Source organism: Blautia sp. MCC283 (assembly GCF_018785565.1).
Taxonomy (GTDB): Bacteria; Bacillota; Clostridia; order Lachnospirales; family Lachnospiraceae; genus Blautia_A.
Genome location: NZ_WQQB01000024.1, coordinates 170,166 through 196,541, shown reverse-complemented (window position 1 = coordinate 196,541; position 26,376 = coordinate 170,166). Strand labels below are relative to the sequence as shown.

The 26,376-nt window shown below is 43.3% G+C and carries 29 protein-coding genes and 1 tRNA gene; 22 read left to right on the top strand and 8 right to left on the bottom strand.

All coding sequences use genetic code 11. The features are described 5' to 3' along the window. Nucleotides 1–257 precede the first annotated feature (257 nt). The 3 genes from GPK81_RS08120 to GPK81_RS08110 are packed head-to-tail and all read right to left on the bottom strand — an operon-like array spanning nt 258 to nt 1,436. Nucleotides 258–974, bottom strand: coding sequence for a hypothetical protein (locus tag GPK81_RS08120; protein ID WP_215706852.1), 717 nt, complete (start codon nt 972–974; stop codon nt 258–260). Nucleotides 975–1,019: 45 nt separating this feature from the next. Then, complete coding sequence (locus tag GPK81_RS08115) at nt 1,020–1,205, bottom strand: hypothetical protein (protein WP_215706851.1); 186 nt, start codon at nt 1,203–1,205, stop codon at nt 1,020–1,022. A 30-nt stretch (nt 1,206–1,235) separates the two neighbouring features. Continuing rightward, a complete protein-coding gene (locus GPK81_RS08110; protein WP_215706850.1) occupies nt 1,236–1,436 on the bottom strand; it encodes a hypothetical protein in 201 nt (66 codons plus the stop codon). Nucleotides 1,437–1,747: 311 nt separating this feature from the next. Here GPK81_RS08110 and GPK81_RS08105 point away from each other — a divergent pair, with 311 nt between their 5' ends. The 4 genes from GPK81_RS08105 (at nt 1,748) to GPK81_RS08090 (ending at nt 4,385) form a co-directional block, all read left to right on the top strand. Further along, nucleotides 1,748–2,071 carry a hypothetical protein gene (locus GPK81_RS08105; protein ID WP_215706849.1) on the top strand — a complete coding sequence of 108 codons (324 nt, stop codon included), beginning with the start codon at nt 1,748–1,750 and terminating at the stop codon, nt 2,069–2,071. A gap of 228 nt (nt 2,072–2,299) precedes the next feature. Beyond that, entirely contained in the window at nt 2,300–2,590 is a 291-nt protein-coding gene (locus GPK81_RS08100) for a hypothetical protein (protein ID WP_215706868.1), read from the top strand. Next, the gene (locus GPK81_RS08095) at nt 2,587–2,847 is read left to right on the top strand and encodes a hypothetical protein (protein ID WP_215706848.1); all 261 of its coding nucleotides are present in this window, start codon (nt 2,587–2,589) and stop codon (nt 2,845–2,847) included. The genes GPK81_RS08100 and GPK81_RS08095 overlap by 4 nt, the downstream gene beginning before the upstream one ends. A 389-nt stretch (nt 2,848–3,236) precedes the next feature. After that, entirely contained in the window at nt 3,237–4,385 is a 1,149-nt protein-coding gene (locus GPK81_RS08090; protein WP_215706847.1) for a tyrosine-type recombinase/integrase, read from the top strand. Nucleotides 4,386–4,786: 401 nt separating this feature from the next. On the opposite strand, the gene GPK81_RS08085 is transcribed toward GPK81_RS08090, so the two are convergent. Next, the gene (locus GPK81_RS08085) at nt 4,787–6,499 is read right to left on the bottom strand and encodes an ABC-ATPase domain-containing protein (protein WP_215706846.1); all 1,713 of its coding nucleotides are present in this window, start codon (nt 6,497–6,499) and stop codon (nt 4,787–4,789) included. Between the two features lie 199 nt (nt 6,500–6,698). On the opposite strand from GPK81_RS08085, the gene GPK81_RS08080 reads away from it, so the two are divergent. From GPK81_RS08080 to GPK81_RS18315, 14 genes are all read left to right on the top strand, one after another. Next, entirely contained in the window at nt 6,699–8,093 is a 1,395-nt protein-coding gene (locus GPK81_RS08080) for an aminopeptidase (RefSeq protein ID WP_118071006.1), read from the top strand. Nucleotides 8,094–8,352: 259 nt separating this feature from the next. Beyond that, nucleotides 8,353–9,060 carry an ABC transporter ATP-binding protein gene (locus GPK81_RS08075; protein WP_215706845.1) on the top strand — a complete coding sequence of 236 codons (708 nt, stop codon included), beginning with the start codon at nt 8,353–8,355 and terminating at the stop codon, nt 9,058–9,060. A 5-nt stretch (nt 9,061–9,065) separates the two neighbouring features. Next, nucleotides 9,066–10,853 (top strand): efflux RND transporter periplasmic adaptor subunit, encoded by a 1,788-nt coding sequence (locus GPK81_RS08070; protein ID WP_118071005.1) that lies wholly within the window; start codon nt 9,066–9,068, stop codon nt 10,851–10,853. Then, complete coding sequence (locus GPK81_RS08065; protein ID WP_215706844.1) at nt 10,846–12,078, top strand: ABC transporter permease; 1,233 nt, start codon at nt 10,846–10,848, stop codon at nt 12,076–12,078. Before GPK81_RS08070 ends, GPK81_RS08065 begins: the two co-directional genes overlap by 8 nt. A 158-nt stretch (nt 12,079–12,236) precedes the next feature. Further along, a tRNA-Arg gene (locus tag GPK81_RS08060) sits at nt 12,237–12,310 on the top strand. 316 nt (nt 12,311–12,626) lie between these two features. Further along, nucleotides 12,627–12,857 carry a purine biosynthesis protein PurH gene (locus GPK81_RS08055; protein WP_118062052.1) on the top strand — a complete coding sequence of 77 codons (231 nt, stop codon included), beginning with the start codon at nt 12,627–12,629 and terminating at the stop codon, nt 12,855–12,857. A gap of 21 nt (nt 12,858–12,878) precedes the next feature. Then, nucleotides 12,879–13,481, top strand: coding sequence for a class I SAM-dependent methyltransferase (locus GPK81_RS08050; RefSeq protein WP_118062076.1), 603 nt, complete (start codon nt 12,879–12,881; stop codon nt 13,479–13,481). Between the two features lie 6 nt (nt 13,482–13,487). Continuing rightward, nucleotides 13,488–14,297 (top strand): Cof-type HAD-IIB family hydrolase, encoded by an 810-nt coding sequence (locus GPK81_RS08045; protein ID WP_021976781.1) that lies wholly within the window; start codon nt 13,488–13,490, stop codon nt 14,295–14,297. Between the two features lie 317 nt (nt 14,298–14,614). Next, nucleotides 14,615–15,622 (top strand): calcium/sodium antiporter, encoded by a 1,008-nt coding sequence (locus GPK81_RS08040; RefSeq protein WP_021976780.1) that lies wholly within the window; start codon nt 14,615–14,617, stop codon nt 15,620–15,622. A 574-nt stretch (nt 15,623–16,196) separates the two neighbouring features. Then, the gene (locus GPK81_RS08035) at nt 16,197–16,610 is read left to right on the top strand and encodes a hypothetical protein (RefSeq protein ID WP_252196628.1); all 414 of its coding nucleotides are present in this window, start codon (nt 16,197–16,199) and stop codon (nt 16,608–16,610) included. Then, a complete protein-coding gene (locus GPK81_RS08030; protein WP_242997072.1) occupies nt 16,594–16,863 on the top strand; it encodes a nucleotidyl transferase AbiEii/AbiGii toxin family protein in 270 nt (89 codons plus the stop codon). Before GPK81_RS08035 ends, GPK81_RS08030 begins: the two co-directional genes overlap by 17 nt. Beyond that, nucleotides 16,854–17,027, top strand: a complete 174-nt coding sequence (locus GPK81_RS18325; protein WP_330384625.1) for a hypothetical protein — start codon at nt 16,854–16,856, stop codon at nt 17,025–17,027. Before GPK81_RS08030 ends, GPK81_RS18325 begins: the two co-directional genes overlap by 10 nt. A gap of 6 nt (nt 17,028–17,033) precedes the next feature. After that, nucleotides 17,034–17,618, top strand: a complete 585-nt coding sequence (locus GPK81_RS18320; protein ID WP_330627617.1) for a reverse transcriptase domain-containing protein — start codon at nt 17,034–17,036, stop codon at nt 17,616–17,618. 70 nt (nt 17,619–17,688) lie between these two features. After that, complete coding sequence (locus GPK81_RS18315; protein WP_330426510.1) at nt 17,689–17,859, top strand: hypothetical protein; 171 nt, start codon at nt 17,689–17,691, stop codon at nt 17,857–17,859. A 103-nt stretch (nt 17,860–17,962) separates the two neighbouring features. Here GPK81_RS18315 and GPK81_RS08020 read toward each other — a convergent pair whose 3' ends face one another. Both GPK81_RS08020 and GPK81_RS08015 read right to left on the bottom strand, forming a co-directional pair. Continuing rightward, nucleotides 17,963–18,418, bottom strand: a complete 456-nt coding sequence (locus GPK81_RS08020) for a hypothetical protein (protein WP_021976776.1) — start codon at nt 18,416–18,418, stop codon at nt 17,963–17,965. A gap of 6 nt (nt 18,419–18,424) precedes the next feature. Further along, complete coding sequence (locus tag GPK81_RS08015; protein WP_021976775.1) at nt 18,425–19,516, bottom strand: acyltransferase family protein; 1,092 nt, start codon at nt 19,514–19,516, stop codon at nt 18,425–18,427. A gap of 176 nt (nt 19,517–19,692) precedes the next feature. Between GPK81_RS08015 and crcB the strand changes: the two genes are divergently transcribed. Together crcB and GPK81_RS08005 are read left to right on the top strand one after the other, a co-directional pair. Then, nucleotides 19,693–20,058 (top strand): fluoride efflux transporter CrcB, encoded by a 366-nt coding sequence (gene crcB, locus GPK81_RS08010; RefSeq protein WP_021976774.1) that lies wholly within the window; start codon nt 19,693–19,695, stop codon nt 20,056–20,058. Nucleotides 20,059–20,105: 47 nt separating this feature from the next. After that, complete coding sequence (locus tag GPK81_RS08005) at nt 20,106–20,669, top strand: prolyl-tRNA synthetase associated domain-containing protein (RefSeq protein WP_330627614.1); 564 nt, start codon at nt 20,106–20,108, stop codon at nt 20,667–20,669. An 11-nt stretch (nt 20,670–20,680) separates the two neighbouring features. Here the strand turns inward: GPK81_RS08005 and GPK81_RS08000 are convergent, their stop codons facing one another. Next, nucleotides 20,681–21,622, bottom strand: a complete 942-nt coding sequence (locus GPK81_RS08000) for a glycosyltransferase family 2 protein (protein ID WP_021976772.1) — start codon at nt 21,620–21,622, stop codon at nt 20,681–20,683. Continuing rightward, nucleotides 21,619–24,249 carry a YfhO family protein gene (locus GPK81_RS07995; RefSeq protein WP_215706843.1) on the bottom strand — a complete coding sequence of 877 codons (2,631 nt, stop codon included), beginning with the start codon at nt 24,247–24,249 and terminating at the stop codon, nt 21,619–21,621. The genes GPK81_RS08000 and GPK81_RS07995 overlap by 4 nt, the downstream gene beginning before the upstream one ends. A gap of 175 nt (nt 24,250–24,424) precedes the next feature. Between GPK81_RS07995 and GPK81_RS07990 the strand changes: the two genes are divergently transcribed. Both GPK81_RS07990 and GPK81_RS07985 read left to right on the top strand, forming a co-directional pair. Further along, nucleotides 24,425–25,405, top strand: coding sequence for a bile acid:sodium symporter family protein (locus tag GPK81_RS07990; RefSeq protein WP_215706842.1), 981 nt, complete (start codon nt 24,425–24,427; stop codon nt 25,403–25,405). Next, the gene (locus GPK81_RS07985; RefSeq protein WP_021976769.1) at nt 25,389–26,309 is read left to right on the top strand and encodes an AraC family transcriptional regulator; all 921 of its coding nucleotides are present in this window, start codon (nt 25,389–25,391) and stop codon (nt 26,307–26,309) included. The genes GPK81_RS07990 and GPK81_RS07985 overlap by 17 nt, the downstream gene beginning before the upstream one ends. The last annotated feature ends 67 nt before the right edge of the window (nt 26,310–26,376 follow it).

Here is a 26,376-nt window from a genome sequence, read left to right as displayed (position 1 = left end):
GACAGCCAGTAAGGGAAGTCAAGGTTCCCCGTCCTGGCAAGATATATGTTTAAGACGTAGCCGCCTATTCTTTACCAGAGAGCAGGGCGGCTATTTCTTATGTGTGTATGTAAGGATAGATACAATTAAGCTGGCTGTCGTCAGAATGATCATAAAAATCTCATAATCGCTCATAAGCATTCCCTCCTGTCAAGGCTCAGGATCAGGGAACCACAGCCGCTCTACTGGCTGCCTGGATAAATATACTATATTCAGTTTTAGCTTATTGAAATCCCATGTTTTATTGCTTGATCTTTAAGTTTGAGAAAATTTTTTGTTTGAGCATTTTTCATTCTACTATAAGCGCTAAAAGATTTGGGAGCTAGTTCAGGTAATTCATAAAAAATATGATAGTATTCTTTACGCATCGAATTTTTCTTATGAAATGCCTCCTGCTGTTTTATGTATTCAGGATTATCTTTTATATGATTGATCAATTGCTGATAGTTTGCATCATGATCAAGTACGGAATATATATATTTCTCAGCCTTGTCAGCTTCGTCAAACATTCCCATTTCTACGTGCCATTGTACTATCCGGTAAAAGTGGCTTTCGTCCCAAGATAAAAAAGGATGAGCAAACATTAATTCAGTACATTTCCATAAACAGGCTGAACATCTTATTTTATCTTTGCGATTATAAAAGCTTCCGGCTTTCATCCTTAAAACATAATCTAAATTTCCAGTAACGCCATATCCCTCCATTATATTTTGATGTGCTGGGAATTTTGGTACAGGAATGCGCTTTAAATCGTCCAGATTCTCCAGATCATATTTTACCCCATCTGAAACCAGATATCTGGCATCGTACCAGCTTTCTTTATCAGTGGGATATACTTTGTACATCTCTCCATTTTTGAAATAGATGGTTTGAGCATCAGGAACATCATCGGATGATGAATTGAAAACACTTTTAATTTTATTGAAAAGGCTCATGGAATCCTCCTATGCAAATAGAACAGTAAAATATCAGGTATTGTTTTATTTTTTTACGATGGAAAGACGATAGGTAACGTGATGATCTTCAGATGGTGGATTCTGAAAGACTTCCTCATCAACCTCCAGATCTGTCCAGTCGTCTGTATGAATTACACCGTCAATCAATTCTACCCGGATAAAATCAGGCAGATTCATAATATCATCAAAGGTGTATAAACGTTTTGCCATGAGAGCACATCCTTTCGTGAATAATATTAGTTATGCGTTGTCACGTTCCATTCGCTGATCTACCGCCTTTTTGATGTAGCCGTTTAAGGATTCACCGGCCTGTTCTGCTGCCGCTTTTATAATTTCACGTTTACCTTTTTCAACACGAACTTTGATTTCATCGTAATTGTTTTTCATGTATTTGGCAACTGCTTTTTGTTGAGCTTTACTTACTTTACTTTCGTCTGACATGTTGCACCTTCTTTCTGAAAAGTTTGATATAAGTACTTTAATTATATTGAATATTACTATTGGGTACAATATACAAGTTGCACAAAATAATAAAAATATATCGGGTACAATATTGTATGGTATGCCCATTGATATATTGGGTACGATATAATATACTATAATCAGTTCAAGGGAACAGACAACAGCTGGGAGAGCCGAAAGCCCCCAATACTTCAAGCCATATACCTGTGAGAATCGCAATAGGGCATATCAATAGTCAGGAAGATGCTTGAAGGGCTGAGGGACCTTGAAAAGCAAAGGAGGACAGCAATATGAAGTACAATCTCAGCAAGATCATGTTGAAAGCATGGAAAGTTTACCGCAAGACAAAGAATATCAGCTTTGCAGAAGCACTTCACAGAGCATGGTTATCTGCAAAGGCAGAAGAAATCAATGCAAAGAGAATCGAAGATGCGAAACATGCAGCAGGAATCGCAGAGGAAACCAATACCTTTGCTAAGTGGAAAGAGCTTGGTTATAAGGTAAAGCATGGAGCATCAGCATTATTCGGATGTTCTCTGATCTGGGGAAGCAGAGGAGACGGGGCAACATACAAAGCCAGTTTCTTTGGAAAGTCTCAGGTAGAAGCAATTTAATAAAAAAGCCCTTACCGGACTGGTACTCCGATAGGGGCAAAGTAACCCGACATTCAGCAAAATTGAGGGGCTGTGCGTATTATAACATACTCATTCCCCTCAGACAACAAAAGAAAGGAACGAAAGTATGATATCAGTAATGGACGTTCTTGTAATTTTTTTGAGTGGATTTATATCTGCTAAAGTATGTGATTATGTACACGAATTAGAACGAGAGGAGAATGAAGCATGAGTAAAGAAAAAACATTAAGAATATCAGAAGAAACAGAAGTGATGCAGTCCACAGGTGTTCCGGCACAGGAGACAGAAGAAGTAAGCACAGCTCTTGCAACAGAGATTATCGCAGATCTTAAGAAAGAACGTGACGATTTGCAGGAAAATCTTGATATATGTGCAGGACTGGCAGATAGATACATGTATCGCCAGGGAATTATTGAGTGTGCGTTGAAATTAAAAAATGAAAGATTATTGAGGTGTGCTTATGCATACATGAAAAAATTAAGCGAGGGGGAAGAATGATGAAGAAATGCACATTAACTCAGGTTCCTTGCAGAAAAGCAATTGCAGAAGTTGTTAAGGCCAACAAAAATAAAAAGTCTTTGCAGCTTACCTATGAAGTAGCCAAACTTTTCCAAATTGTCATGACTGATGAAAATTCTATTTTAAGCAAAGAAGACTGGAAGAGGTATTTTATTATAACAAAGCTTTTCATGATAAGTGATTTAAGACATCTTAAATGTATAGATTCTTTTACAAATGGATTAATGGGAAGTTAGGAGTGAAGATATGGATTATAAGAAAAAAATCATCACACTGTTAGATAAAGTCAAAACAGAACAGACATTTAAACAGGTATATAAGTTATTAGAGTACCTTTACCTGAGGGAGGCATAGGATGGATTACAAGAAAGAAGCTGTTCAGATGCTTCAGGAAATAAATGACGATAGCTTGCTTGAGTTCTTCTATAGATTCATTGCCAGAGTAATAAAAAATAGAGGATATTAATATGGACTATAAAAAGAAACTCATAGAGCTGTTAGAGAAAGCAGATCATGACCAAACATATACAATTTTCAGATTTGTTTGTAGCTTTCTGGGAATTAAATAAGACAATCAGGGGCGGCGGATTGCTGCCCTATTGCCAATAGAAAGACAGGTGATATAATGGCAAGAATACCATCAGGAATGCGAAAAAAAGAAAATGGTTTATTCGAAAAGCGTTTTACCGTGGAGGGCAAGAGATACAGTGCCTATGGTCGTAGCACAAAGGAATGTGCGGAGAATGAGCTCAGGATCCGTGAGGAAATTAAGGCAGGTCTGTATAATTCCAACAAAAATATAACACTGGACGCATATTTTGATGAATGGGAGAAGTCCCGGAGAGGAACGATCAAGGACAGCAGCATTAAAATAAACCGGTCGAAGTACAATAACCATATCAAACCAGTACTGGGAAAAATTAAGGTTCAGAAAATAGAAAAGCGTGCAGTGGTGAAATTGCAGCAGGATTTATCAAAGAAGCTGAGTGCATCCATGACTAATGGTGTTATAGTACTGCTGAAAACGGTGTTGAACGCGGCTGTTGATGATGAAATCCTTATGAAGAACCCTGCTGCCAGTGTGAAACCATTAAGGAAGGATGACCGGCCAAAAGCGAGTGAGACTATTCACAGAGCATTAACCAGAGAAGAGCAGCAGGCGTTTATACAAGAAGCCAAGACGGAATGGTTATATGAGTTTTTCTGTTTTTCCTTGTGTACTGGAATGAGGCTTAATGAGATCACGGCTTTAAAGTGGCAGGATATAGATTATATCAACAATGTGATCCGGGTAAACAAGACCGTGAGCTGGAAAGAGGGCGGCGGTATTGAGGAGACTTTGCCAAAATCAGATACCAGTAATCGCGATATTCCTATGAATGACACAATAAAAAAAATCTTGCAGATGCAGAAAACCAAAATGTCCATGGTTTACGGGGAAATCCATGCGAGAAAGATGGATAGTAATATCTTTATCGGGAGTAATGGAGCTAAGGCAATAGCATCATCCACGGTATCATCTGCTATAGATAACGTTTTAAAGCGGCTCCGGCAGCAGGGTATAGAAATCGAAAGGTTTACGCACCATGCTTTCAGAGATACCTTCGCAACACGGTACGTAGAAGAGGGCGGAAACATGCAGACGCTACAGAAAATCTTAGGACATAGCAGCCTGGCCATGACTGCGGACTTATATGCTCATGTTCTTCCGAATACAAAGCAACAGGAAATGCAGCAGATAGAGAATGGATTTATCGGGGTGGCAGTTTTATGACTGCTGCTCCTTTTTTAGAATAAAATGAGCGGATTGGGGTAATAATTGGGGTAAAACGCTGATTGCTTTCGTAAGAATGGCTTAAAATCAAGGTTTTTTGTAGTTTCTTAATAAAATTTATAAATTTATTAGAAATTGTACAAATTTCTCTCACATTTATCCTGTATGATATAAACATCTTAAGAGAACAGAAGCTCTTAAGAAAAACTCTTTCCTTTCCCTAAAATATGTATGAAGATAAACCACCGTTCCGTTGGCAAGACAGAGCCGACAGGACGGTGGTTTTGATTTACAGAAAAATGTTGCCGGATGACAGAGGAGATAAAAGTTTCCAATGTTTGTTAACCGGCAACGTTTTTTTGTTTTGTTAAGATTACTGGTCGTGTGGATGCAGAGGGCAGTTACGGTCTTCTGTAACGGTTGAAACAGGAATAGATCTCCTGGATCCGGGGCATGGCATAACCACATGAAATATAACTTCCTTCCGAGAAGAATGATAATCCCTGTTTTTTCAGCTGGGAATCCAGATAAGTGACGATCTCCGGCAGAGTACGTTTTCCGTCGATGAGATGTTCACAGGCATACTTCAGAAGCAATGCCAGAGATGCTGTCTGCTCGGAGTCGATCAGCTGCTCCACATAGCGGAGGTCTACTTCGGTTTTTCCAAGAGAGAAGCCGTCTTTGCCATGAACTTTGGTTTTCAGTCTTTCCGGCTGTCCGGGACGGCTGTGGCGGGATGGAGCCGCTTTGGACCTGGTCATGATGCGATGGCTTTCCGGCAGACGGAACGCAGGTGTTTCAACGTCTGAGAGAGGATATTCCTGACAGAGCTTTCCGGTAATTTCTGTGATATCCACGGGATGATAATTATCCATCTGGATCACAGTATCCGCAATGTGGAAAAATGCTCCGGAACTTCCTGCAACCAGAATGGTGGAGATCCCTGCCTTTTCATAGAGATCCCGTGCACGTTCCAGAAATGGAGTGATGGGCTCTTTTTCCCTGCAGATCACACGCTGCATGAAGGAATCCCGTACCATAAAGTTGGTGGCAGAAGTGTCCTCGTCAAGAAGAAACACTTTACTTCCGGCTTCCATACTTTCCACGATCCCGGCAGCCTGGGAAGTGCTGCCGCTGGCATCCTCTGTAGAAAAGCAGAGGGTGTCTTTTTTGTTTGGAAGATCGTTGATAAAAAGAGAAATATCTACGTCTTTGATAAAACGGCCATCCTCAGAGCGGAGCTTCTGGGCAGAGGAATCGGTAATGACGTATTCACGGCCATCACCGGAAATATGGTTGTAAATACCCAGTTCCAGTGCGTTAAGCAAGGTAGATTTGCCATGGTAGCCGCCGCCTACGATCAATGTGATGCCGCAGGGAATGCCCATGCCTGTGATGGTTCCTCTGTGGGGCAGATCCATGGAAATCCGCAGGTTTTCCGGAGAAACAAAGGGAACGGAATTTTTCATCGGGCGGGAAGAGATGCCGCTTTCCCTGGGAAGGATGGCCCCATCGTTTACAAAGGCAGCCAGGGAACGCTTCGCAAGTTCCCGGCGGATATATTCCTGGTCTTCGGCAAGCTCGATCGCTTCTTTCAGACGGTCGGCATCAAGGTTCCGGTAAAAGAACGCTTTATGCACGCAGACCGGGAGAAAATCGAAGAGGATTTTTTCCAGTTCGGGGGAGTTGATGGTTCTGCCATTGGCCGGGAAACCAATGAAAAAACGGGCAGTGATGCCTTTTTCCGTAATCTCGCAGGCGGTACGTGCAAGAACCTCCTGACCACAGTGACTGACTGAGATCAGGCCGCTTTTTCCGGATCCTTTTGCACGGAAGGTATAATGATTTACCTGCTGTTCAAACTGTCGGTTCAGGAAATCTCCCAGTGTGATACGGGTCAGGGAATCCTTGTAATATTCTCCCGGAAATCCGGTGTCACGGTGGGAAAGTTTCACGCTGATGTGAGACGGAGAGGCAAAAGGATCTCCCTGTACGTGGTCAATGGATAAAATATAACGGTCAAACTGGTATGCCCCCCGCAGGGACTTGTATGCGGGATAGCTTTTGCGGTTGATGCTGTGAAGAAGCTCTTTTAACTGAGCAGATGATTGCATGTTGATTCCTCCTTTGCCCTGGCCAGGTCAGACAGGGCCAATTCTTAAGAACTACTATAACGAATCATAAAGATTTTGTAAAGAATATCAATTGCGGTGGAAATTCATAAGTGTTTGACCTATAATAGTAGACAGATTGCAGATAATATGATGAGAAACGGTATCTGTCAGAAATTATAAAGAAAGGTGGAACATGAAGATGGAAAGAAGAAATGCGTGGCTCTCCTATAAGGAAGCAGAAGAGGCAGAAATGGAGAAGCTTGCGAAAGCCTACAGAGAATTTCTGGATAAAGGAAAAACAGAGCGTGAATGTGTCACAGAGATCGTGAAGGAAGCAGAAGCTGCCGGATACGAATCCCTTGAGTCCAAGATCAAAAAAGGCGAGAAGATCAAAGCCGGTGATAAGGTTTATGCGGTAGGAATGAAGAAGATTATTGCTCTGTTTCATGTAGGATATGAAGAACTTTCCGGAGGCATGAGCATTCTCTGTGCACATATTGACTCACCGAGGCTGGATGTGAAGCAGAATCCGCTGTATGAGGATACAGACCTTGCTTATCTGGATACTCATTATTATGGCGGTGTGAAGAAATATCAGTGGGTGACACTTCCACTTGCCATGCATGGTGTTGTTGCAAAGAAGGACGGCAGTGTTGTGGCGGTCAGCATTGGTGAGGATGAGGAAGATCCGGTACTTTACATCACTGATCTTCTGATCCACCTTTCCGGAAAACAGCTCCAGAAGAAGGCGGCTGAGGTTATTGAGGGCGAGAATCTGGATATCCTGATCGGCAGCAGACCTCTTGCGGATCTTCCGGATGATAAGAAAAAAGATGCTGTGAAACAGAATGTTCTGAATATCCTGAATGAGAAATATGGTATTGAAGAGGAAGATTTTCTTTCCGCAGAGCTGGAGATCGTTCCGGCAGGAAAAGCCAGAGACTGTGGACTTGACCGCAGTATGATCGCGGCATACGGACAGGATGACCGCGTATGCGCCTATACTTCCCTTGCGGCAATGCTGGAGATGGAAGAGACACCGAAGCGTACCGGCTGTTGTCTCCTTGTAGATAAGGAAGAGATTGGAAGCGTTGGTGCTACAGGTATGCAGTCCAGATTTTTTGAGAACAGTGTGGCAGAGCTTCTGGATGGAATGGGATGCTATTCCGAGCTTGCCCTGAGACGCGCACTTCGTAATTCCAGCATGCTTTCTTCTGACGTGAGCGCAGGTTATGATCCGGCCTATGCAGAGGCTTTTGAGAAAAAGAACGCAGCATATCTGGGACGCGGTATTGTTCTCAACAAGTTCACCGGAGCAAGAGGAAAATCCGGTTCCAACGATGCCAATGCAGAGTATGTGGCGAGAGTACGCAGGATCTTTGATGATCATGATGTCGCTTTTCAGACAGCAGAGCTTGGAAAAGTCGATTTTGGCGGCGGCGGAACCATCGCTTATATTGCGGCGCTTTACGGAATGGAAGTCATTGACAGTGGCGTGGCTGTGCTGAGTATGCATGCTCCGTGGGAAGTTACCAGCAAGGCGGACGTGTATGAGGCATATAAAGCGTATAAGGCATTTTTACTTGATGCATAAAAATGCGTCAGTTCTGAAGACATTCCGGTGATCTTTTCGTTACAGATCAATGAGCGGGGTTTTCCCGGAAAGGACAGAGCAGTCTGCCTGCTGCTGTTTGGGTGCGGATCATTCCGCCGATAAACAGCAGTATCCCCTGCAGACTTCGCTCTGTATTTTTTAACCAAATCAAGTAAGTCCCCTGCGGGGTTGCGAAAAGCAATAAGCAGTGGATAGAGCTTGCCTGAGACTGGTTTACTTTAGAAGGAGTAGTTTAATTATGGAAAAAGCATTGGTACGGGTAGTGGATCTGTGCAAAGTTTACAATCCCGGAGAAAATGAAGTGCGGGCGCTGGATCATGTGAATCTGGAAATACATAAAGGTGAATTTGTGGCAATTATCGGACAGTCCGGTTCCGGAAAATCTACATTTATGAACATGCTGGGCTGTCTGGATGTTCCCACCTCCGGGAAATATTATCTGAATGGAACAGACGTATCCACAATGAAAGATAATGATCTCTCGGTGGTTCGAAATAAAGAGATCGGATTTATCTTTCAGGGTTTTAACCTGATCGCGAATCTTACCGCAATAGAAAATGTGGAGCTTCCTCTTATCTATCGTGGGATCGACCGGAAAACAAGAAGAAAGCTTGCTGTGGAATCCCTCAAAAAAGTCGGACTTGAGAAGCGTATGGATCATAAGCCAAACGAAATGTCGGGCGGACAGCAGCAGCGTGTGGCCATTGCAAGAGCGATTGCGGCCAAGCCCCCTGTAATTCTGGCGGATGAACCTACCGGAAATCTGGATTCTGCATCCAGCAGGGAAATTATGGAGATTCTGAAGGGAATGCACAGATCCGGAGAAACGTTAATCCTGATCACCCATGATAATGGAATCGCGGCTCAGGCCAAACGGGTGGTTCGTATCATGGATGGAAAAATTGAATCAGATATGATTAATGAGGAATTCGTCGAGGAGGCTTAACAGAAATGAAAAAAGGAAAAAAGATTGTAATCGGTGTAGCGGCAGTGGCAGTTGTGGCAGGCGGTTTTTACGCAGTATCAGGAGGAAGCCGCGGCGAGGCACAGCTTCCTCAGGTTTCGGTTACAAAGGCGGAGACCGGAGATGTGGAAGAAATTGTGGATGCAACCGGAACGGTTGTCAGTGATGAACAGAAAACTTTTTATTCACCGGTAAACGCACAGATAAAAAAAGTATCTTTTGCAGAAGGGGATTCCGTCTCAAAGGGTACAAAACTTGTGGAATTTGAGCTGAAAGATCTGGAGAGAGATAATCAGAAGGCAGAACTGAATGTGAAATCCGGAGAGTATGATTACAAAAATTCCATCAATAAATCTGATGAGGCACAGCAGAAGCAGAATAATGCCAAATCAAAAGTTTCCAGTTTGGAGCAGCAGGTGAAAGATAAGCAGAACTATCTGGCATCACTGAAATCTCAGCTGGCATCTGTGCAGGCGCAGGCAGCAGCAGACGCACAGGCCCAGGCTCAGGCGGAAGCCCAGGCAAAAGCCGATGCTCAGGCAGCCCAGGAAGCGGAAATCCAGAGAGCATATGCAGAGGCGCTTACTACATATCAGAATGAAACGCTTCCCCAGTATCAGAAGGAACTGGGCGAGCTGAATGCCGCTTATATTAAGGCCCAGGGCGAGTATAACCAGGCAGATAATAATTATCAGATGGCTTTTGCCCAGTGGCAGGCAGACCAGAGTGATGAGAACGCGCAGGCACTGGACGAAGCGGAGAACACAAGAAGCCAGGCCGAGATTAATTGCCAGGAGGCAAAAGAAGCTTACGAGGATAAAAAGGCGGCTCAGCCGAAAATGCCGGAATATTCGGATTACAGCAGTGCAGGAGGGGAAGATTTTGTTACAGACGGAACACAGGACGATGGACAGGATCTGACAGACCAGGGAAGTGCATCCGCTGCTTCCACAGGTGCATCTGTGGATACTTCAGGAATTGAGAATGCCATTGATCAGGCAAGTTCTGATCTGGCAGATCTTCAGTCCGATCTTGCCACACAGAAATCCATTGCAGAGGCAGATTCTACCAGCCTTACAAAGGAAGAAAAAGAGAAGCTGAGAGTCAGCAATAATCTTACAGAACTGGATGCCAAATCTGCAAAAGAACTTGTTGCGGAAGGAAAAAAAGGTATCACGGCAGATTTTAACGGCGTTATTTCCAAGTCTGCAGTGCAGCAGGGAGCAGCAGTGACACAGGGAATGGAGCTTTTTACCCTGCAGAACACAGGTAAAGTCAGTGTGGACATCAATGTATCCAAGTATGATTATGCAAAGGTAAAAGAAGGCCAGACTGCGGATATTACCATCGGTGATAAGAAATATACCGGCAAGGTAACGAAGATCAGCCATATTGCTACAACAAACGAGAAGGGATCTACTCTGATCGCAGCTACTGTCAGTATTGATAAACCGGATAAAGATATTTTCCTCGGCGTTGACGCAAAGGTGAAGATCTATGCGGAAAAGGCTGAAAATGTAGTAACACTTCCGGCAGGAGTGGTAAATATTGGTAAAGATGGCTCTTTCTGTTATGTACTGAAAGACGGCGTGATCACAAGACAGGACATCACTACAGGAATCAGTTCTGAGGATTCTGTTGAGATCACAGATGGAATCAAAGCAGGCGATGAGGTCATCGAGGATCTGGGTTCTCTGGAAGAGGGAATGACGGCAGAAGCAGCACCTGCAGATGGTGACAGTGCAGCAGAGACAGGGGAGACTGCCAATGAGTAATATTTATGAATACATCAAAATGGCGATCCACAACATCATGGCAAATAAGGGAAGATCGTTTCTTACCATGCTGGGTATCATTATCGGTATTGCATCGGTGATCGCCATTGTTTCCATCGGTGAAGGAACCAAGAATCAGATGAACAGTGAGATCGATGATATCGGCGGCGGCCAGATTGCGGTGTACTGCAGCGATGATGCCACCGCAGATGATGTCTGGATCCAGCCTGAGGATATTGATGCGGTCCGGGATCTGGATGGTGTGGAAGGTGTTAATGTTTCAGATTCCTATACAGGAGAGACAGTAACCGGAAAAGGCGATTTTAATCTTACAGTAACCGGTGAGGCGCAGGACGCCAAACTGGTGGACAATGCTTCTGTGAAGTATGGAAGTTACTTCGGACAGAAAGAGGTTGAAGAGGGAAAAAATGTCTGTGTGATCTCAGATGCCGACGCGAAGCGGCTTTTTGGAACGGATGATGTCGTGGGAATGACACTGGATGTCACCTGTTATGATCTGACCAAGACATTTCGTATCTGCGGAGTTACCACGCAGAAGGAGAACGGTACTTTTGTCAGCTACACTTATGACGGTATGCCTGTGTCCATTAACGTGCCTTATACGGCCATGGACGATTTTACAGGAAGTACCGGTGAGTTCTATCAGATCACAGTTCAGGCAGACAAAAATCTGGATTCCCAGATGGTGGCAGACCGGATCGTAAATCTTCTGGAAAGACGCCATCATTGTGCCGGAGACGATTATTTCCAGGTACAGAGTTTCCAGGATATCATGAAATCCATGAACCAGATGCTTGGAATGGTCACCGCATTTATTTCTTTTGTTGCGGGAATTTCCCTTCTGGTAGGCGGTATTGGTGTTATGAATATCATGCTGGTGTCCGTCACAGAGCGCACCAGAGAGATCGGTATCCGTAAATCCCTTGGGGCAAAGACTTCTTCCATTATGCTTCAGTTCCTTGCTGAGGCAGCGATCCTGACCATCATGGGTGGCCTGATCGGCATTGTCCTTGGCATCGCAGGGGGACATGTGATCTGTGCGGTGATCGGCAGCAGCATGGGAACCACCATCACACCAGGGATCAGTCTGGGAACTATCCTGGCGGCAACATTGTTCTCCTGTGCAGTAGGTGTATTCTTCGGAATCTACCCGGCAAGAAAAGCAGCCAAACTCAGCCCCATCGAGGCACTGAGAAGAAACTAGAAAACTGTTGCTTTTGCATCAAAAATAGCAATAAAAAATATTTTTGAAAAAAAATAAAAAAACTTTCAAAAAACCCTTGACATTTTATAGGTCTTAGAGTATCATACATATTGTTGCAGCGGTGATACGAAATATCACAAAGGAAAAGCAACAAAGATGTGCGTTTAGCTCAGCTGGATAGAGCGTTTGGCTACGGACCAAAAGGTCGGGGGTTCGAATCCTCTAACGCACGTATGAAGCCTCTGGAATTGTTCCAGAGGCTTTTTTTCTAATTATACATTCAGATCTATTAATTCTGTATGCAGATTCCTTTTTTTAACCAAATCAAGTAAGTCCCCTGCGGGGTTGCGAAAAGCAATAAGCAGTGGGTGGGGACTTGCTTGTATCAGGAGGAGTGCAAGCTCCTCCTGATAAACTGCGGAGCAGTTATTTGGTGTAGAGCTACGTAGCGAAGCGGATTGCGAATATCCGCTTGACAAGGAAAAGTGAACAATAACAGAAATACAGAACACCTGAAACACAGGTGAACTTATCAGGAGGAAAAAACAATGCCAGGATATCTGATCAAAGATACAACAAAAGAGGAACGTAAACAGATCGTGGAGGAATCTCTGGGAAATATTTCCGCGAACTGCGATGGCTGTATGGCGAGACTTGCAGATATGTACCAGGATTATATTGACGGGAAGAAGGAAATCCGTGAGATCAATATGGAATTCAATGCCAGATATGTCCGTGGAGATATGGACAAAGAGGAGAAAAAAAGCTGCCCGATGTAGGAAATGGAGATTGACAGTACCATGGACCAAAATGAAGTAAAATATGATAAGCTGCTGAAAATCAAAACTACCGGCCGTGACGATTCCAGGTCGGATCAGTACTGTTATCCATATGAACCAACGCCATACTGTGTACTGGAACGTCTTGCGTATTGTGGGTATCTGGGGAAAAAGAATCATCTGATCGACTATGGATGTGGAAAAGGCAGGGTGGATTTTTTTCTGGCATGGCAGGTCAGGTGCCGGACTACAGGTGTGGAGTACGATGAACGCATGATAAAAGCCGCAGAAGAAAACAGGCAGCGGGCTGTTTCCGGGGCAAAAACCACTTTTATACTGGAAAATGCAGCCCTTTTTCAGGTGCCGGAATCTGCTGACAGATTTTATTTTTTTAATCCGTTTTCTGTGGAAATACTGAGAAGTGTCATCGGACGCATCCGGGAATCCTGGTATGAAAAAACAAGAGAAATGCTGCTGTTTTTCTATTATCCATCTGACGAATATATTTCCTATCTGATGACTGTGGATGAACTGGAATTCCTGGACGAGATCGACTGCCAGGATCTTTTTGACGGAAAAAATCCTAGGGAGAGGATATTGGTATTTCAGATGGGAGAGGAGTAAAACAACATGATAAAACTAATCGCAACCGACGTAGACGGAACTCTGGTAAAAGATGGAACCATGACCATCAATCCGGAATATATGACGGTGATCCGGAAGCTGACCGAGATGGGCATTACCTTTGTAGTATGTTCGGGGCGGCAGTATGACAGTGAGAGGAAGCTGTTTGAACCGTTGAAGGATCTGGTGTATTTTGTTTCGGATGGAGGTACGGTGATCCGGAAGAATGATAAGATCCTGAAGGTGCACACACTTCCAGACGAGACCTGGAAAAGCATGCATCGCATGGTAAAAGAAAAAATGCCGGAATGTGACTGCTTTATTGCCACACCGGAGTGCTGTTATGCGGAGAATGAAAATGGAAGGATGTTCCGCTGGCTCAGAGATTCCTATGGCTATGATATGAGAAAAGTGGACGATCTTTCTTCCCTTGAGGGAAAACAGGTGTTGAAATTTTCCGTTTATCACCCGGAACGATGTGAGGAGCTTTGTGCTCCATATTTTACACCGGCGTGGAAGGATAAGGTAACACTGGCAGCGGCCGGAAAAGAATGGATGGACAGTACTCCGCCGGAAGGGGAGAAAAGTATAGCTGTGGAGTTTATCCGGCAGCGCCTGGGGATTTCTTTGGAGGAAACCTGTACATTCGGAGATAACCTCAACGATATCGCCATGCTCCGGAAAGCGGGAATGAGCTATGCGGTAGCCAATGCCAGAGCGGAAGTGCAGGCAGCAGCCAGGAAAGTGTGCCCATCTTACAGTGAAGACGGAGTGTTACAGATTCTGAAAAGGATTGTTTCTGAAAGCAGAAAATGATAAAGATACATAAAATATGTGCCTTTAGTAAAAAAGAGTAAATAAAAGTCATCGGCCAGGGGTTGACTTTTTAAAACGATTCTGTTAAATTGAAAAAAATAAAAATTTCAATTCCATGAGGGAGTAGTTCGCACGTAAGTGTGATTTGTCAACAGACCCGGTTTTTTCTGAAAAACCTGGCAAATCTTAAAGAATGAGACTCATGTATGTTTTGTTATATTTTATTATAACAGAGCATACATGGGTCTTTTTTATGTCATACTGGAAGCAGATCTCCAGCTCATGGGAAATGAAAACAGAAAGTGAGAAGAAGAAAAATGGAAAATCTGGTAAACAGCTCACCCCTGATCCTTGTATTAGTCTTTCTTGTGATAGGTTTTGCTTTTCTGATGAAAGGCGCGGACTTTTTTGTAGAAGGAAGCTCCAGTATCGCAAAACGACTGAAAGTTCCGCCGATCATCATCGGCCTTACCATCGTGGCAATGGGAACATCTCTTCCGGAAACGGCAGTCAGTGTCACTGCGTCACTGGTCAATAACAATGAACTTGCGGTCAGTAACGTGGTAGGTTCCAATATTTTTAACCTGATGGTAGTTGTTGGAGTCTGTTCCATTCTGACCCCGATCCTGGTGCAGAAGGAAACCATTAAGAGAGATATTCCTTTTTCCATGATCTGTGCGTTCCTCCTTCTGGGGCTTGGAATCCTGGCAGTGGGAGATAAGAGCGGAATGACACTTGGCCATCTGGATGGAATGATCCTGTTGGGATTTTTTGCAGGCTATATTGTGGCAATGATCCAAAGTGCCATGAAAGCCAGAGCAGCAGGAAAAAATGTGGAGATCGAAGGAATTGAAGAACTGGAAGAAGAAATCGGCATCCTTTCCTGGCCGAAGAGTATTCTCTTTATCGTTGGAGGCGCGCTTGCCATTGCTTTTGGCGGAGATCTTACCGTAGATGCTGCCAGCCGCATCGCCATTGATCTGGGAATGAGCCAGACACTGGTGGGACTTACCATTGTTTCCATCGGAACCTCCCTTCCGGAGCTTGTGACATCCGTGGTTGCAGCCAGAAAGAATGAAGTGGATATGGCAGTGGGAAATGCAGTAGGTTCCAATATTTTCAATATCCTGATGGTCCTTGGAATTGCGTCTGCCATCAATCCGGTGGCACTGATCCGGGAGAACATTATCGATATTGTGATATTGATCGTATTTTCCCTGATCGTGTGGATCTATGCCGCAACGAAGCGTAAGATCAGCCGGAAAGAGGGAATTTCCATGGTGTGCCTGTATCTGATCTATGCGGGGTATATTATCTGGAGATAGCTGTCATGGAAGAAATTTTTCAGTATTATACCTACGAACAGTTTTGAGACCTATATAGCAGGTAAGAGATAAGATTGTAAAGATTCAAAATTGAAAGAAAGTATGGATAATTGTGAAGTACTCCGTTCAGCATTCTTGCAGGTGGATGTGAAATATAAGAAATATATAGGGAAGCTCTTTTTATCCGGAAGAGCTTCCCCTTTTTTGGTGGCACCCGGAAATGCTATAAGTAATAGGAAGAATATAAGAGTGAAAATTACATATAAATATAATGATAACGTAAATTGACAATATAAATAAAAATAGGTTATTATGTAGATAACAAAATATAACTATTAAAATTAAAATACGTTATAAGGAGGATAACAATGTTATACGAGTATTTGTGTTCAAACTATAAGCCGAATGAACCTATTTTTGTTGCGGATGTTAGTCTTCCAGTTTCAAATGTAAATCTTCGTCAGATGTTTAAAATACTGTGCGATTCTGGAAAGATCAGGCGATTTGATACAGGCGTTTACTATATTCCAAAGGAGAGTCGATTAAAAGGGGGGTTCCCCTTGGAGCAGATACTGTGGCGAGATATAAATATATATCGCGAAATGGAAGAGTTGATGGATATTATTCAGGATATACTTTTGCAAATCAGCTGGGTGTTACTACACAGGTGCCATATATGGTGGAAATTGTATCAAATAATGCCAGTGCCAGGGTACGGGAGGTAAATCTGCATGGAAGAAGAGTTCTTCTCCGTAAAGCAAGAGTTCTGGTAACAAAGGAAAATTACCGGATATTACAGTTTTTAGATTTTCTGAAAGATATAGATCAGTATGCAGATGAAAATGACAAGATATTGTCCGATCGTATTAGGAAATATGTTGTTGATGTACAAATTAAAAAAACAGAAATAGATTGTTATATTAAACAATATCCGGATAGAATTTATCGATATATATATGAGATGAGGTTGTATGATGTTTTTGCATAACGATGAAGAACTTTTTAAAGATGTAATCATAGCTGCATCTGTTGATCAAAAGCGTCCGGTAGCAATCGTAGAAAAAGACTATTATGTTACGATGATATTAAAACTTCTGGCGCAGGTTGAGCCTGGATGTGTTTTTAAAGGTGGAACTTCACTATCTAAGTGTCATCATGTGATTGATCGATTTTCAGAAGATATTGATATTACTTTTTCAAATACATTGACACAAAAGGTGGAATTGACGTTATGCAGGTAGATGAACTTTTACCCTACCTAAGAGAAAACCAGGAAACCCTAATCCAGGAGATAAGGAATGGGAAATATAAACCCAATCCGGTTCGCAGGGTAGAGATACCCAAGGAAACAAAAGGCGAGTTCCGAAAACTAGGAGTTCCTACAGTTGTTGACAGAGTTGTTTAACAGGCAATTGCACAGGAACTCTCGCCAATCTTCGAGGAACAGTTTTCGGAGAATAGTTTTGGTTTCAGACCAAAAAGAGGAGCGCATGATGCGCTCAGACAATGCCAAAAGAATGTAAATGATGGCTATGTCTATGTGGTAGATATGGACTTGGAAAAGTTCTTTGACACAGTATGCCAGAGCAAACTCATTGAGGTATTATCACGAACCGTCAAAGATGGAAGAGTGATTTCATTGATACACAAATATCTAAACGCAGGTGTTGTGGCAAATGGAAAGTTTGAGCGTACAGAAGTCGGAATGCCACAAGGTGGACCATTAAGTCCGTTACTTAGCAACATAATGCTTAATGAGTTAGACAAGGAGCTGGAAAGCAGAGGGCACAGATTTGTCCGTTATGCAGACGACTGTATGATTTTCTGTAAAAGCAGAAAAAGTGCAGAAAGAACTTTGGAAAATATCATTCCGTTTATAGAAGGAAAACTTTTCCTAAAAGTAAACAGGAAGAAAACAAAGGTGGCTCATATCAGCAAGGTCAAATATCTAGGCTACACCTATTACAGATATAAAGGGACTACTAAAAGAAACTGACGAATGGGCAAGGCGTAGAATCAGGGCGGTCTACTGGAAACAATGGAAGAAAATCAAAACGAAGTACCGAATGTTAAAAGCATTGGGAATGGAACATTGGAAAGCAAAGGAACTTGCATGTAGTAGAAAAGGTTATTGGAGAATGGCAAAAGTTTTGAACCAAATCTTTTCAAAGAAAATAATAGCCAAGCTAGGATACAGCTCCATGCTTGACTATTATCTAGTAGTCTGTGAAAACTAAAGAACCGCCGTATACGGAACCGTACGTACGGTGGTGTGGGAGGACGGTAAATAAAATAATTATTTACCTCCTACCCGATCATAGAAATGTTTTTCACGTGGATTCATCTGGTTTCAGAAGAACAGTCTTTTTTCTGGGGGTGATGCGGTGTCATATCATCGCTGTCTGTCATCAGATATTTCCGGATAGCGAAAAGAATGGCGATACCGACAATCCCGATCAGTGTCTGCGTCGGATTGAGATGTTCCACAACCATCTGCCTTGCTGTCGCAAAAAGCAGGACTTCAACAACGGTCTGGGCGGAATGGCGGCAGAGCATTTTTACAAACTCCACACCAACTACAAGGGAGAGAGCCTGTGACAGGAAACTGGTAAAAAAACTGGTATCCATATCCATGACGGAGGTACCGGCAGTTGTAAGGATCAGCCGGAGTCCGGCCAGGGCGATCACGACAAGGATCACGATGGACAGCACGACCTCTGTGTAGCGGGCTACGTTGTAGATCAGTTCATTGAAATGTTTGCGGATCTTGTGATTGACGGCAGTTCTGTCTTTCATAGGTGATTATCCTTTCTTTTTTGAAGCAACCGGATGGTCGATGAAACGGGTTGCAAAATATCCGAATGCGCAGGTGATCACGATCATACATGGCAAAAACAGCCAGAAGCGCTGCTGGCTCATGGTGTTGAACCATGGAGCATTGGCCTGAAGGATCATAATGACAGGCATATGCCACAGGTAGATTCCGTATTGGTTTCGCGCCACGAAGTACAGTGGGCGAAGAATCCCGAAATTCATTTCCGGCAGGATGGAAAAGCCCACGAGCAGTATTCCAAGCAAAACCGCAAGAATGGAATGAGCCGGATAACCAGTCGGAGCCGTTCCGTAAAGGCCGTGGCTGTGATAGTAAAAAATCCATGCCAGGATCAGTATGGTACTTGCGAGAGAAACAGGAAGTCCAAGTGTAAGACGCTTTTCCTGTATACGGTTTCCGGCATGTTTCCAGAATGCGGCAGCCGCCATGCCCAGTACAAAATTATCCAGTGCGGTGAATACCTGACGCTCATATACGAAATATACGGAGGTATCGGAAATTCCGGAAGCATGGAGATACCGGACAACTGCAAACCGGCAGATAACGGTAAACAGAATGGACACAATGGCAGATACAAGCCAGTTTTTCCGGACGGCTTTATAAAGGAACGGGGCGATCAGATAAAACTGAAAGATCACACCCATCGTCCACAGTGCTCCATTGATGGAACCGTGTGTCACCGGGGAAAAATTCTCCGTAAAGGTGTAATAGGCAAGGATATGCCGAAACCCTTCATTGCTGAACATCTGTGTTGACATAAAAATCAGAAGAACTGTAACGCAGACGTAATACTGAGGCATGATACGGATGCAGCGTTTTTTCATAAAAGCCCGCCAGCCAGGGAGACAGCCTCTTTCTTCCGAAGAAGAGAGGGAAAGATAGATCCCATATCCGCTGAGCAGGAAAAACAGAGTCACGCCCACTTCGCCTCCAAGTGTCAGGATCGTGTGAATGGCTGTATGTGCCTGCCACGGCTGCCCGGACAGAACATAGCAGTGGTACAGCATAATGTAGAGGATCGCTCCTGCCCGGAGCAGATCGATGTTTTTAATACGTTTCATGATGATTCCTTTCAAAATAAATATGTTTGCCCTGCAATCTGACAGGACAGACAGAGATAGATTCAGTATATCATGAACCGGTGGGAATGCAAAGGGAAAACACCGGGCAGAAAGCAATTACGGTAAGGTTGCGGATATTTTTCCGGACTGATATAATCAGGTGGGAGGAAAAGACAATGATAAACTGTTTATTTGTGGGAATGGGAGGCTTTATAGGTTCTGTGTGCAGATATCTTCTGGGATTACTGCCAGTGGAAAACAGTCAGGGATTTCCGGTAAAAACATTGATCATAAATGTAACAGGCGCATTTGTAATTGGGATTGTTGCTGCAGCCGCGGCAAAAAATACGTCTCTGGATCCAGGACTCGTACTGTTTCTAAAAGTGGGAATCTGTGGCGGGTTTACCACATTTTCTACTTTTGCATATGAGACAGGGATTATGATGGAAAAAGGTCAGATTGGCCTGGCGCTTCTTTATGTGATTTTAAGTGCAGTTTTTGGCGTGCTGGCTGTTTTTGCCGGACAGATGCTTGTAAAATAAGGATGAAACAAAGGTGTGAAATGAAAGATCAGGAGAAAACGGAAAACATGGAAGAACCAAGAATTGACAAAACCATCTATACGGGAAGACCGGAAAATACGGAAGGACGCCTGGAGAAAGAAATCGCAGTGTACGATTTTCTGGACAGTCTGGGAATTGAATATAAGAGGGTAGATCATGAGGCGTTGATGACTATGGAAGCCTGTGAGGAAGTGGATCATCTTCTGGAAGCGAAAATATGCAAAAATCTGTTTTTGTGCAACCGTCAGAAAACGGATTTTTATCTTTTGCTGATGCCGGGGGAGAAGCCGTTTAAAACGAAATTCCTGTCCAAACAGATCGGAACAGCCAGACTTTCTTTTGCAGATGGAGAGCAGATGGAGGAATATCTCAACATTACACCGGGGTCATTAAGTCTTATGGGACTGATCTTTGACAGGGAAAAAAGAATGCACCTGGTGATCGACAGGGAAGTTCTGGATGAGGAATACTTCGGATGCCATCCGTGTATCAATACATCCACTCTGTTAATGAAAACCAGTGATGTAAAAGAAAAAATCCTGCCGGCGCTGAACCACGAATATCAGGTGGTAGAGCTGCCGACAGAGTAAAGATCCAAAGATCAGCGTATAGGAGAAAAGTCCTTTTTATTGGACTCTGCAATGATGTAATGTGGACGGTTTTTAACTTCCATATAGGTTTTTGCTATGTACTGTCCCATAATGCCAAGACAGAAAAGCTGCAGTCCGCCGATGAAAATGATCACGCAGATGATGGAGGCCCATCCGTCAACCGGATCATCAAATATCAGCTTACGCAGTACGATAACGATCAGAGCCAGGAAGGAAACACCAGTCATGCTGGTTCCGAACCAGGAAGCAATGGTCAGCGGTGCCTGTGAGAAATTAATAATCCCACTGATGGCATATTTAAACAGCTTCCAGAAATTCCATTTGGTCTCGCCGGCAACACGTTCGATATTTTTGTACGGGAGCCAGAGGGTTTTGAAACCGATCCATCCGAAGATTCCCTTGGAAAAACGGTTATATTCGCTCATGGAGACGATGGCATCTACCATACTGCGCTTCATCAGACGGAAATCTCTGGCACCGTCCACGATATCCGCATCAGAGATCTTGTTAATAAGCTGATAGAATTTCCGGGCAAAAAAACTTCGAATGGGTGGTTCGCCATCGCGGCTGACACGCCTGGTGGCAACGCTGTCATATTCTCCGGATTCCAGTTTCTCCAGCATTTCCGGAAGGAGCGATGGCGGATCCTGCAGGTCAGCGTCCATGACCGCAACGTAATCACCACGGGCATTGCAGAAGCCTGCATACATGGCTGCTTCCTTTCCGAAGTTTCTGGAAAAAGAAAGATAGATCACATGAGGATCTTTTTCTGAAAGTTCTTTTAAAATCGCAAGGGTTCTGTCTCTGGAACCGTCATTCACAAAAATAAGTTCATAATCGCAGTTCATTTTCTGAAGAACAGAAGTCGCTTCCGGGTAAAAAAGCGGAAGGGATTCTTCTTCGTTAAAACATGGTATAATCAAAGAAATCATTTTTCTAACCTCCGTTTCTTATTTTCTATCAAAGTCATGGTAATTGTCAACAGAATTCCCAAAATGGAAATTACAGCTCCAACACGAAGCATAGGACATACATACCTCATTTCGATGGTATTGTCTCCCTTTTTCAGTGGAAGAGAGTACAGGCAGTTATCAATGAGATTATAAGAGGTCTTTTTTCCGTTTATGTAAATCTGCCATCCCCGGTCATAGGGAACAGAAAGATACAGGGAATGGTGATCGTCCGTAACATTATGACATACGGCGCGGATATAGCCATTTTTTACAGAGAGTTTATCTGGCTGACCGGAAGAAATTTTGCGGGTAATACGGGAAAGGGTATCCAGATTCAGACCGTAAAACTGTTCACCATCAGGGTGTATGCTGTAACCTTCAGCAGACTTGATGGATACGGATGCAGTCCGCGCATTTTGCCTGGAAGGAATGTAAAACAAAGAGGGAGCAAGCCACCAGGAATACCGGGTGGTATAGGTTTTGTTTACAGTGAGCATGGCCCGGTCCATAACTGTATCCCAGGGAATGTTTCCATAGAAAGCATAATTCCCCTGTTTCAGATCAACAGAGTAGATCTGAGGAGTACCTTTTTGGGAATTGCCTATGGAAGTTCTTCTGTAATGAAGAGGTTCGTAGATGGAGATATCCTGTCCGTATAAAATGCTGTAAAGATAATTCTGATATTCAAACGGATTTTCCGGGTCTGTATTTGTTTTTTTCTCTGTAAGATCAGGATGGTGATCTGGATAGATCAGGGCAAAAGGAAGCGCATAGGGATTCCTATATGCCTTTTTTCTACCTTTGCTTTTTATGGAAGAAATTTTCTGCAGTCCGTTGATCCGATAAGGGGATAAAATATATTTTACGCCAAGAAGAGAATCCGCACCAATGATGGAAGCATTGGTAATGTTCATGTTTTCTCCACATTTGCGATAACCCAGATGCTCCAGAAAATCTCGTTGGTTGTCATCCGGGGAAGAAGTATAACCTGCGATAGAACGGTAATTGAATCCAAAAGCTTCATCATAATTGGCAGTGGTAAGGCTTTTCAGCATTTTTCGGGAGGTTGTCTGGGAAATCCGGTAAATTCCGGAATCTTTTTTTCGGATAGTATCAATGAGGTTTCGGGTATTCATGGAATAAGAACGGTACTTTGCATCATCGGAAACGTGATAAGTGTTCATCAGGAGCTGGGTATTATAAGCGGTCTGACCCAGAAAAAGAGCCACAGCCGCAAGAAATGAGAGCTGCTTGTAAAGTCTGTGCCGCTGTCTGCAGGATAGCAGAAGCAAAGAAAAAACAACTCCGGTAAGTAAAGCCGCCAGTATGATGAGTGCGGTTTCCTGAAGTGATTTTCTGTCTGTAAGCCTGCAGCGAAGTAAAAACATCAAAAGTGCAAAAATAAGACTGCTTTTTACCAGAATACAGGTATTTTCCTGTTCCAGGACTGTAAGGTAGAAAACAGCGGCCACAAAGAGAATGCCGAAAATATTTATATAAGAATAGCGGTACCAGTAACTGCTGACATTTTTAAACAGTGAAAAGACAGTATAAAAAGGAAACCAGTAGATCAGAAGGATGGAAAGAAAAGTAAAACATCCAAAGATCAGTTTCTGTTTTCGGGATATTTTTTTCGACAGAAACAGAGCGATCAGACCGAGGATGGCAAAAGTTCCGCAGAAAAGGGAGACGCAGCCATAAACGCTTGTGGAGCCAAAAACATAATTGGATAACGCGGTAAGGATATTTCCGGTAAAACTGAAATTTTTAAGGCAGTAAAGATCCAGTTGTCCGCGGTTGGAATTGCGCATGGCAGATATTGTAGGCAGAAAGAGAATACAGCTGCACAGAACACCGGAAAACATGGAAAATATATAGTACAATATGGACTTTAGACAGCTTTTCAATACTTTTTTGGAAAACGGCAGGGATGTTGCATAAAGGCATAGTTCCAGAAAAAGCCAGATCCCGGAGAAGAGGCAGTTGATACCTCCGGTGTACCAGTTGAAAAGAATGGACAGGGCCACTGGAACTGCCAGTTTCCATGCTGTTTTTTCGCAGACCATATGGTATACGCCAAGAAGGATCAGTGGAAGCATATAAACGCCATCCAGCCACATCAGATTACAGCTTTGTGCAATAGAATATTGACAGAGACCGTAACTGACAGAAAGAATTACCATGGAAAAATTTTTTATGGAAGTATTGCCGGCGGAAAAATGTTTGTGAAAACGGCCGGTCAGAAACCAGCAAAAAGTAAAGGAAGCTGTGGAAAGCTTCAGCATTACAAGTACATCAAAAAAAGCATGAAGCTGTGTCTTTTTGAAAAATACACAGAGCAGCATGAACGGAGAGGTCAGATAGTAACTGAAAACGCCGATATTATTGCCGCCCAGAGTTTTGCTGAAGGTGTAGGTGATATTGTTTTTTCCCGAGAGAACATCCTTGAAATAGGAATAGAAATCCAGATATTGGACACTGGCATCGTGGGAAGCCATGGAATTTCCACCGAAAGGTGCGTATCCATAATGCCAGAATAAAATCAGCATCAGCAGAAAAGTGATAGAAAAAGAATAAATGCAAAGGTATCGGTTTTGTTTTTTCATGAATGTTGTACTCCTAACTTATGTCGTAAAACTACCGGTAACAAAATTTTTTCTTATTGTACCATATCTGTTCTACATGTCCAGTATTTATAAATTTATATTTTTCTTGCGTTGTAATGAATTTATGCTACACTGAAAGAAATCAAAGAAAGCGTAAAAGGTAAAGAGGTGTAGTATGCTGGAAAAATTTAACAGTTTTATAGAGAAATGGATGGCTTTTGTGACACCGGTGTGTCTCCTTATGGGAGTACTCTTTCCGGATATTGCGAAGCATGGTGTTCCGTATGTAACGTATGCGTTTGCGTTTATGACTTTTATTGGAGCGTTGAAATCCAGGTTTCGGGATGTTGCGGATGTGTTTAAACGACCGCTTCCTCTGATCCTGATGCTTTTTGTCCTTCATGTGCTGGTACCTGTGATTGCCTGCGGGATCGGACATCTGCTGTTCCCCGGAAATGCCAATTATATCACAGGAATGGTGCTGGAGTTTTCCGTGCCGACGGCTGTGATCAGTCTGATGTGGGTATCGATTTATAATGGTAACAGTCCCCTTTCTCTTTCGCTGGTGGTTATCGACACGATACTGGCACCTTTTCTCATACCTGCTGCATTGAAAATCCTGGTAGGCTCCAGTGTGAAAATGGATACGATGGGTATGATGAAGGAACTGGTATTTATGATCGCACTTCCGGCGGTACTTGCCATGTGCCTCAATGAAGTCAGCCATGGAAAAGTCATGGAGACCTGGCCGAAAAAACTGGCACCTTTTTCAAAAATGTGTCTGATCTTTGTGGTGACTTCCAATTCATCCAAGGTTTCACCATATATGAAACACCTGAATGGAGAAAGACTGGAAGTGGCAGTGACGATCCTTGTATTGGCAGCTGGCGGATATGCGATCGGCTGGCTTATTGCTATTTTTACAAAGCAGAATAAGCAGTCCACAGTTTCCATGATCTATGGTCCCGGTATGCGTAACATCAGTGCGGGAGCAGTGATCGCGGGGGCGTATTTTCCGGCGGAAGTACTGTTCCCCGTTATGATCGGTACTTTATTCCAGCAGATCCTGGCAGCTTTTTACGGAAGCCTTGTCCGCCATGTACAGACAGCTCAACGAAAAAAAGAAAAGGGGGATGGGTATGGAGTTTCAGCATGAACTGATCATTCCCAATGAGGGACTTCCGTTTAAACTTTTTCTTTTTGAAGGCAGAAACGGAAATTATGTCAGAGAAAAACACTGGCACACGTCCATAGAGATTTTTACGGTAATGGAGGGGAGTCTTTCTTTCTATATTGATGAGGTGGAATATCCGCTGAAGGCAGGAGAATTTCTGATCATCAATTCCAATGAGGTACATTCTATCCAGGCACCGTTTCGTAATGAGACGATCGTACTTCAGATCCCATTGAAGCAATTTGAAGATTATTTTACAGCTCAGAGATTTATCCGGTTTCGCAGGGCAGACGCAGGGCGGAATGAGTATGGTTATGGGCACGAAAGAAATCACAGCGGGAATATCCGTTTAAATTTTGGGACAATGGGGCAAACGGAAGCAGCAGATCCGTCAGAGACTGACCGGAAGATGGTTTCCCTGATCCAGGAATTGTACCGGGTATATATGTCGCGGGAAACAGGCTATGAATTCCGCACCAGGGCAGTATTCTATGAAATTCTTTATCTTATGGTTTCTACATACAGGGAAACGCAGGTGGAGGAAAGTGAGCTGAAAACCAGCCGGAGACTGGATGCTTTGTCAAAAATAACCACTTACATGCGGGAACACTACAAAGAAGATCTCAGACTTTCCGGACTTGCTTCCATGTTCGGATATTCAGATGCATATCTGTCAAGAATGTTCCGTAAGTATGCGAAGGTCAATTTTAAGACATATTTGCAGGATATCCGCATGGCATACGCTTATAAGGAACTTCTCAATACAGATCATACGATCAGTTCCATTGCGCTTGATAATGGATTTGCAAGCAGCAGGGCTTTTTCCAAGGAATTTGTAAAGCGCTATGGGATCCTGCCCGGAAAGGTGGAACGTCAGATCCATTAAAATGTCAAAAAAGTGCTATGAATGAGACAAGAAAAACGGCGAAAAGCATACCACGATATGGTATGCT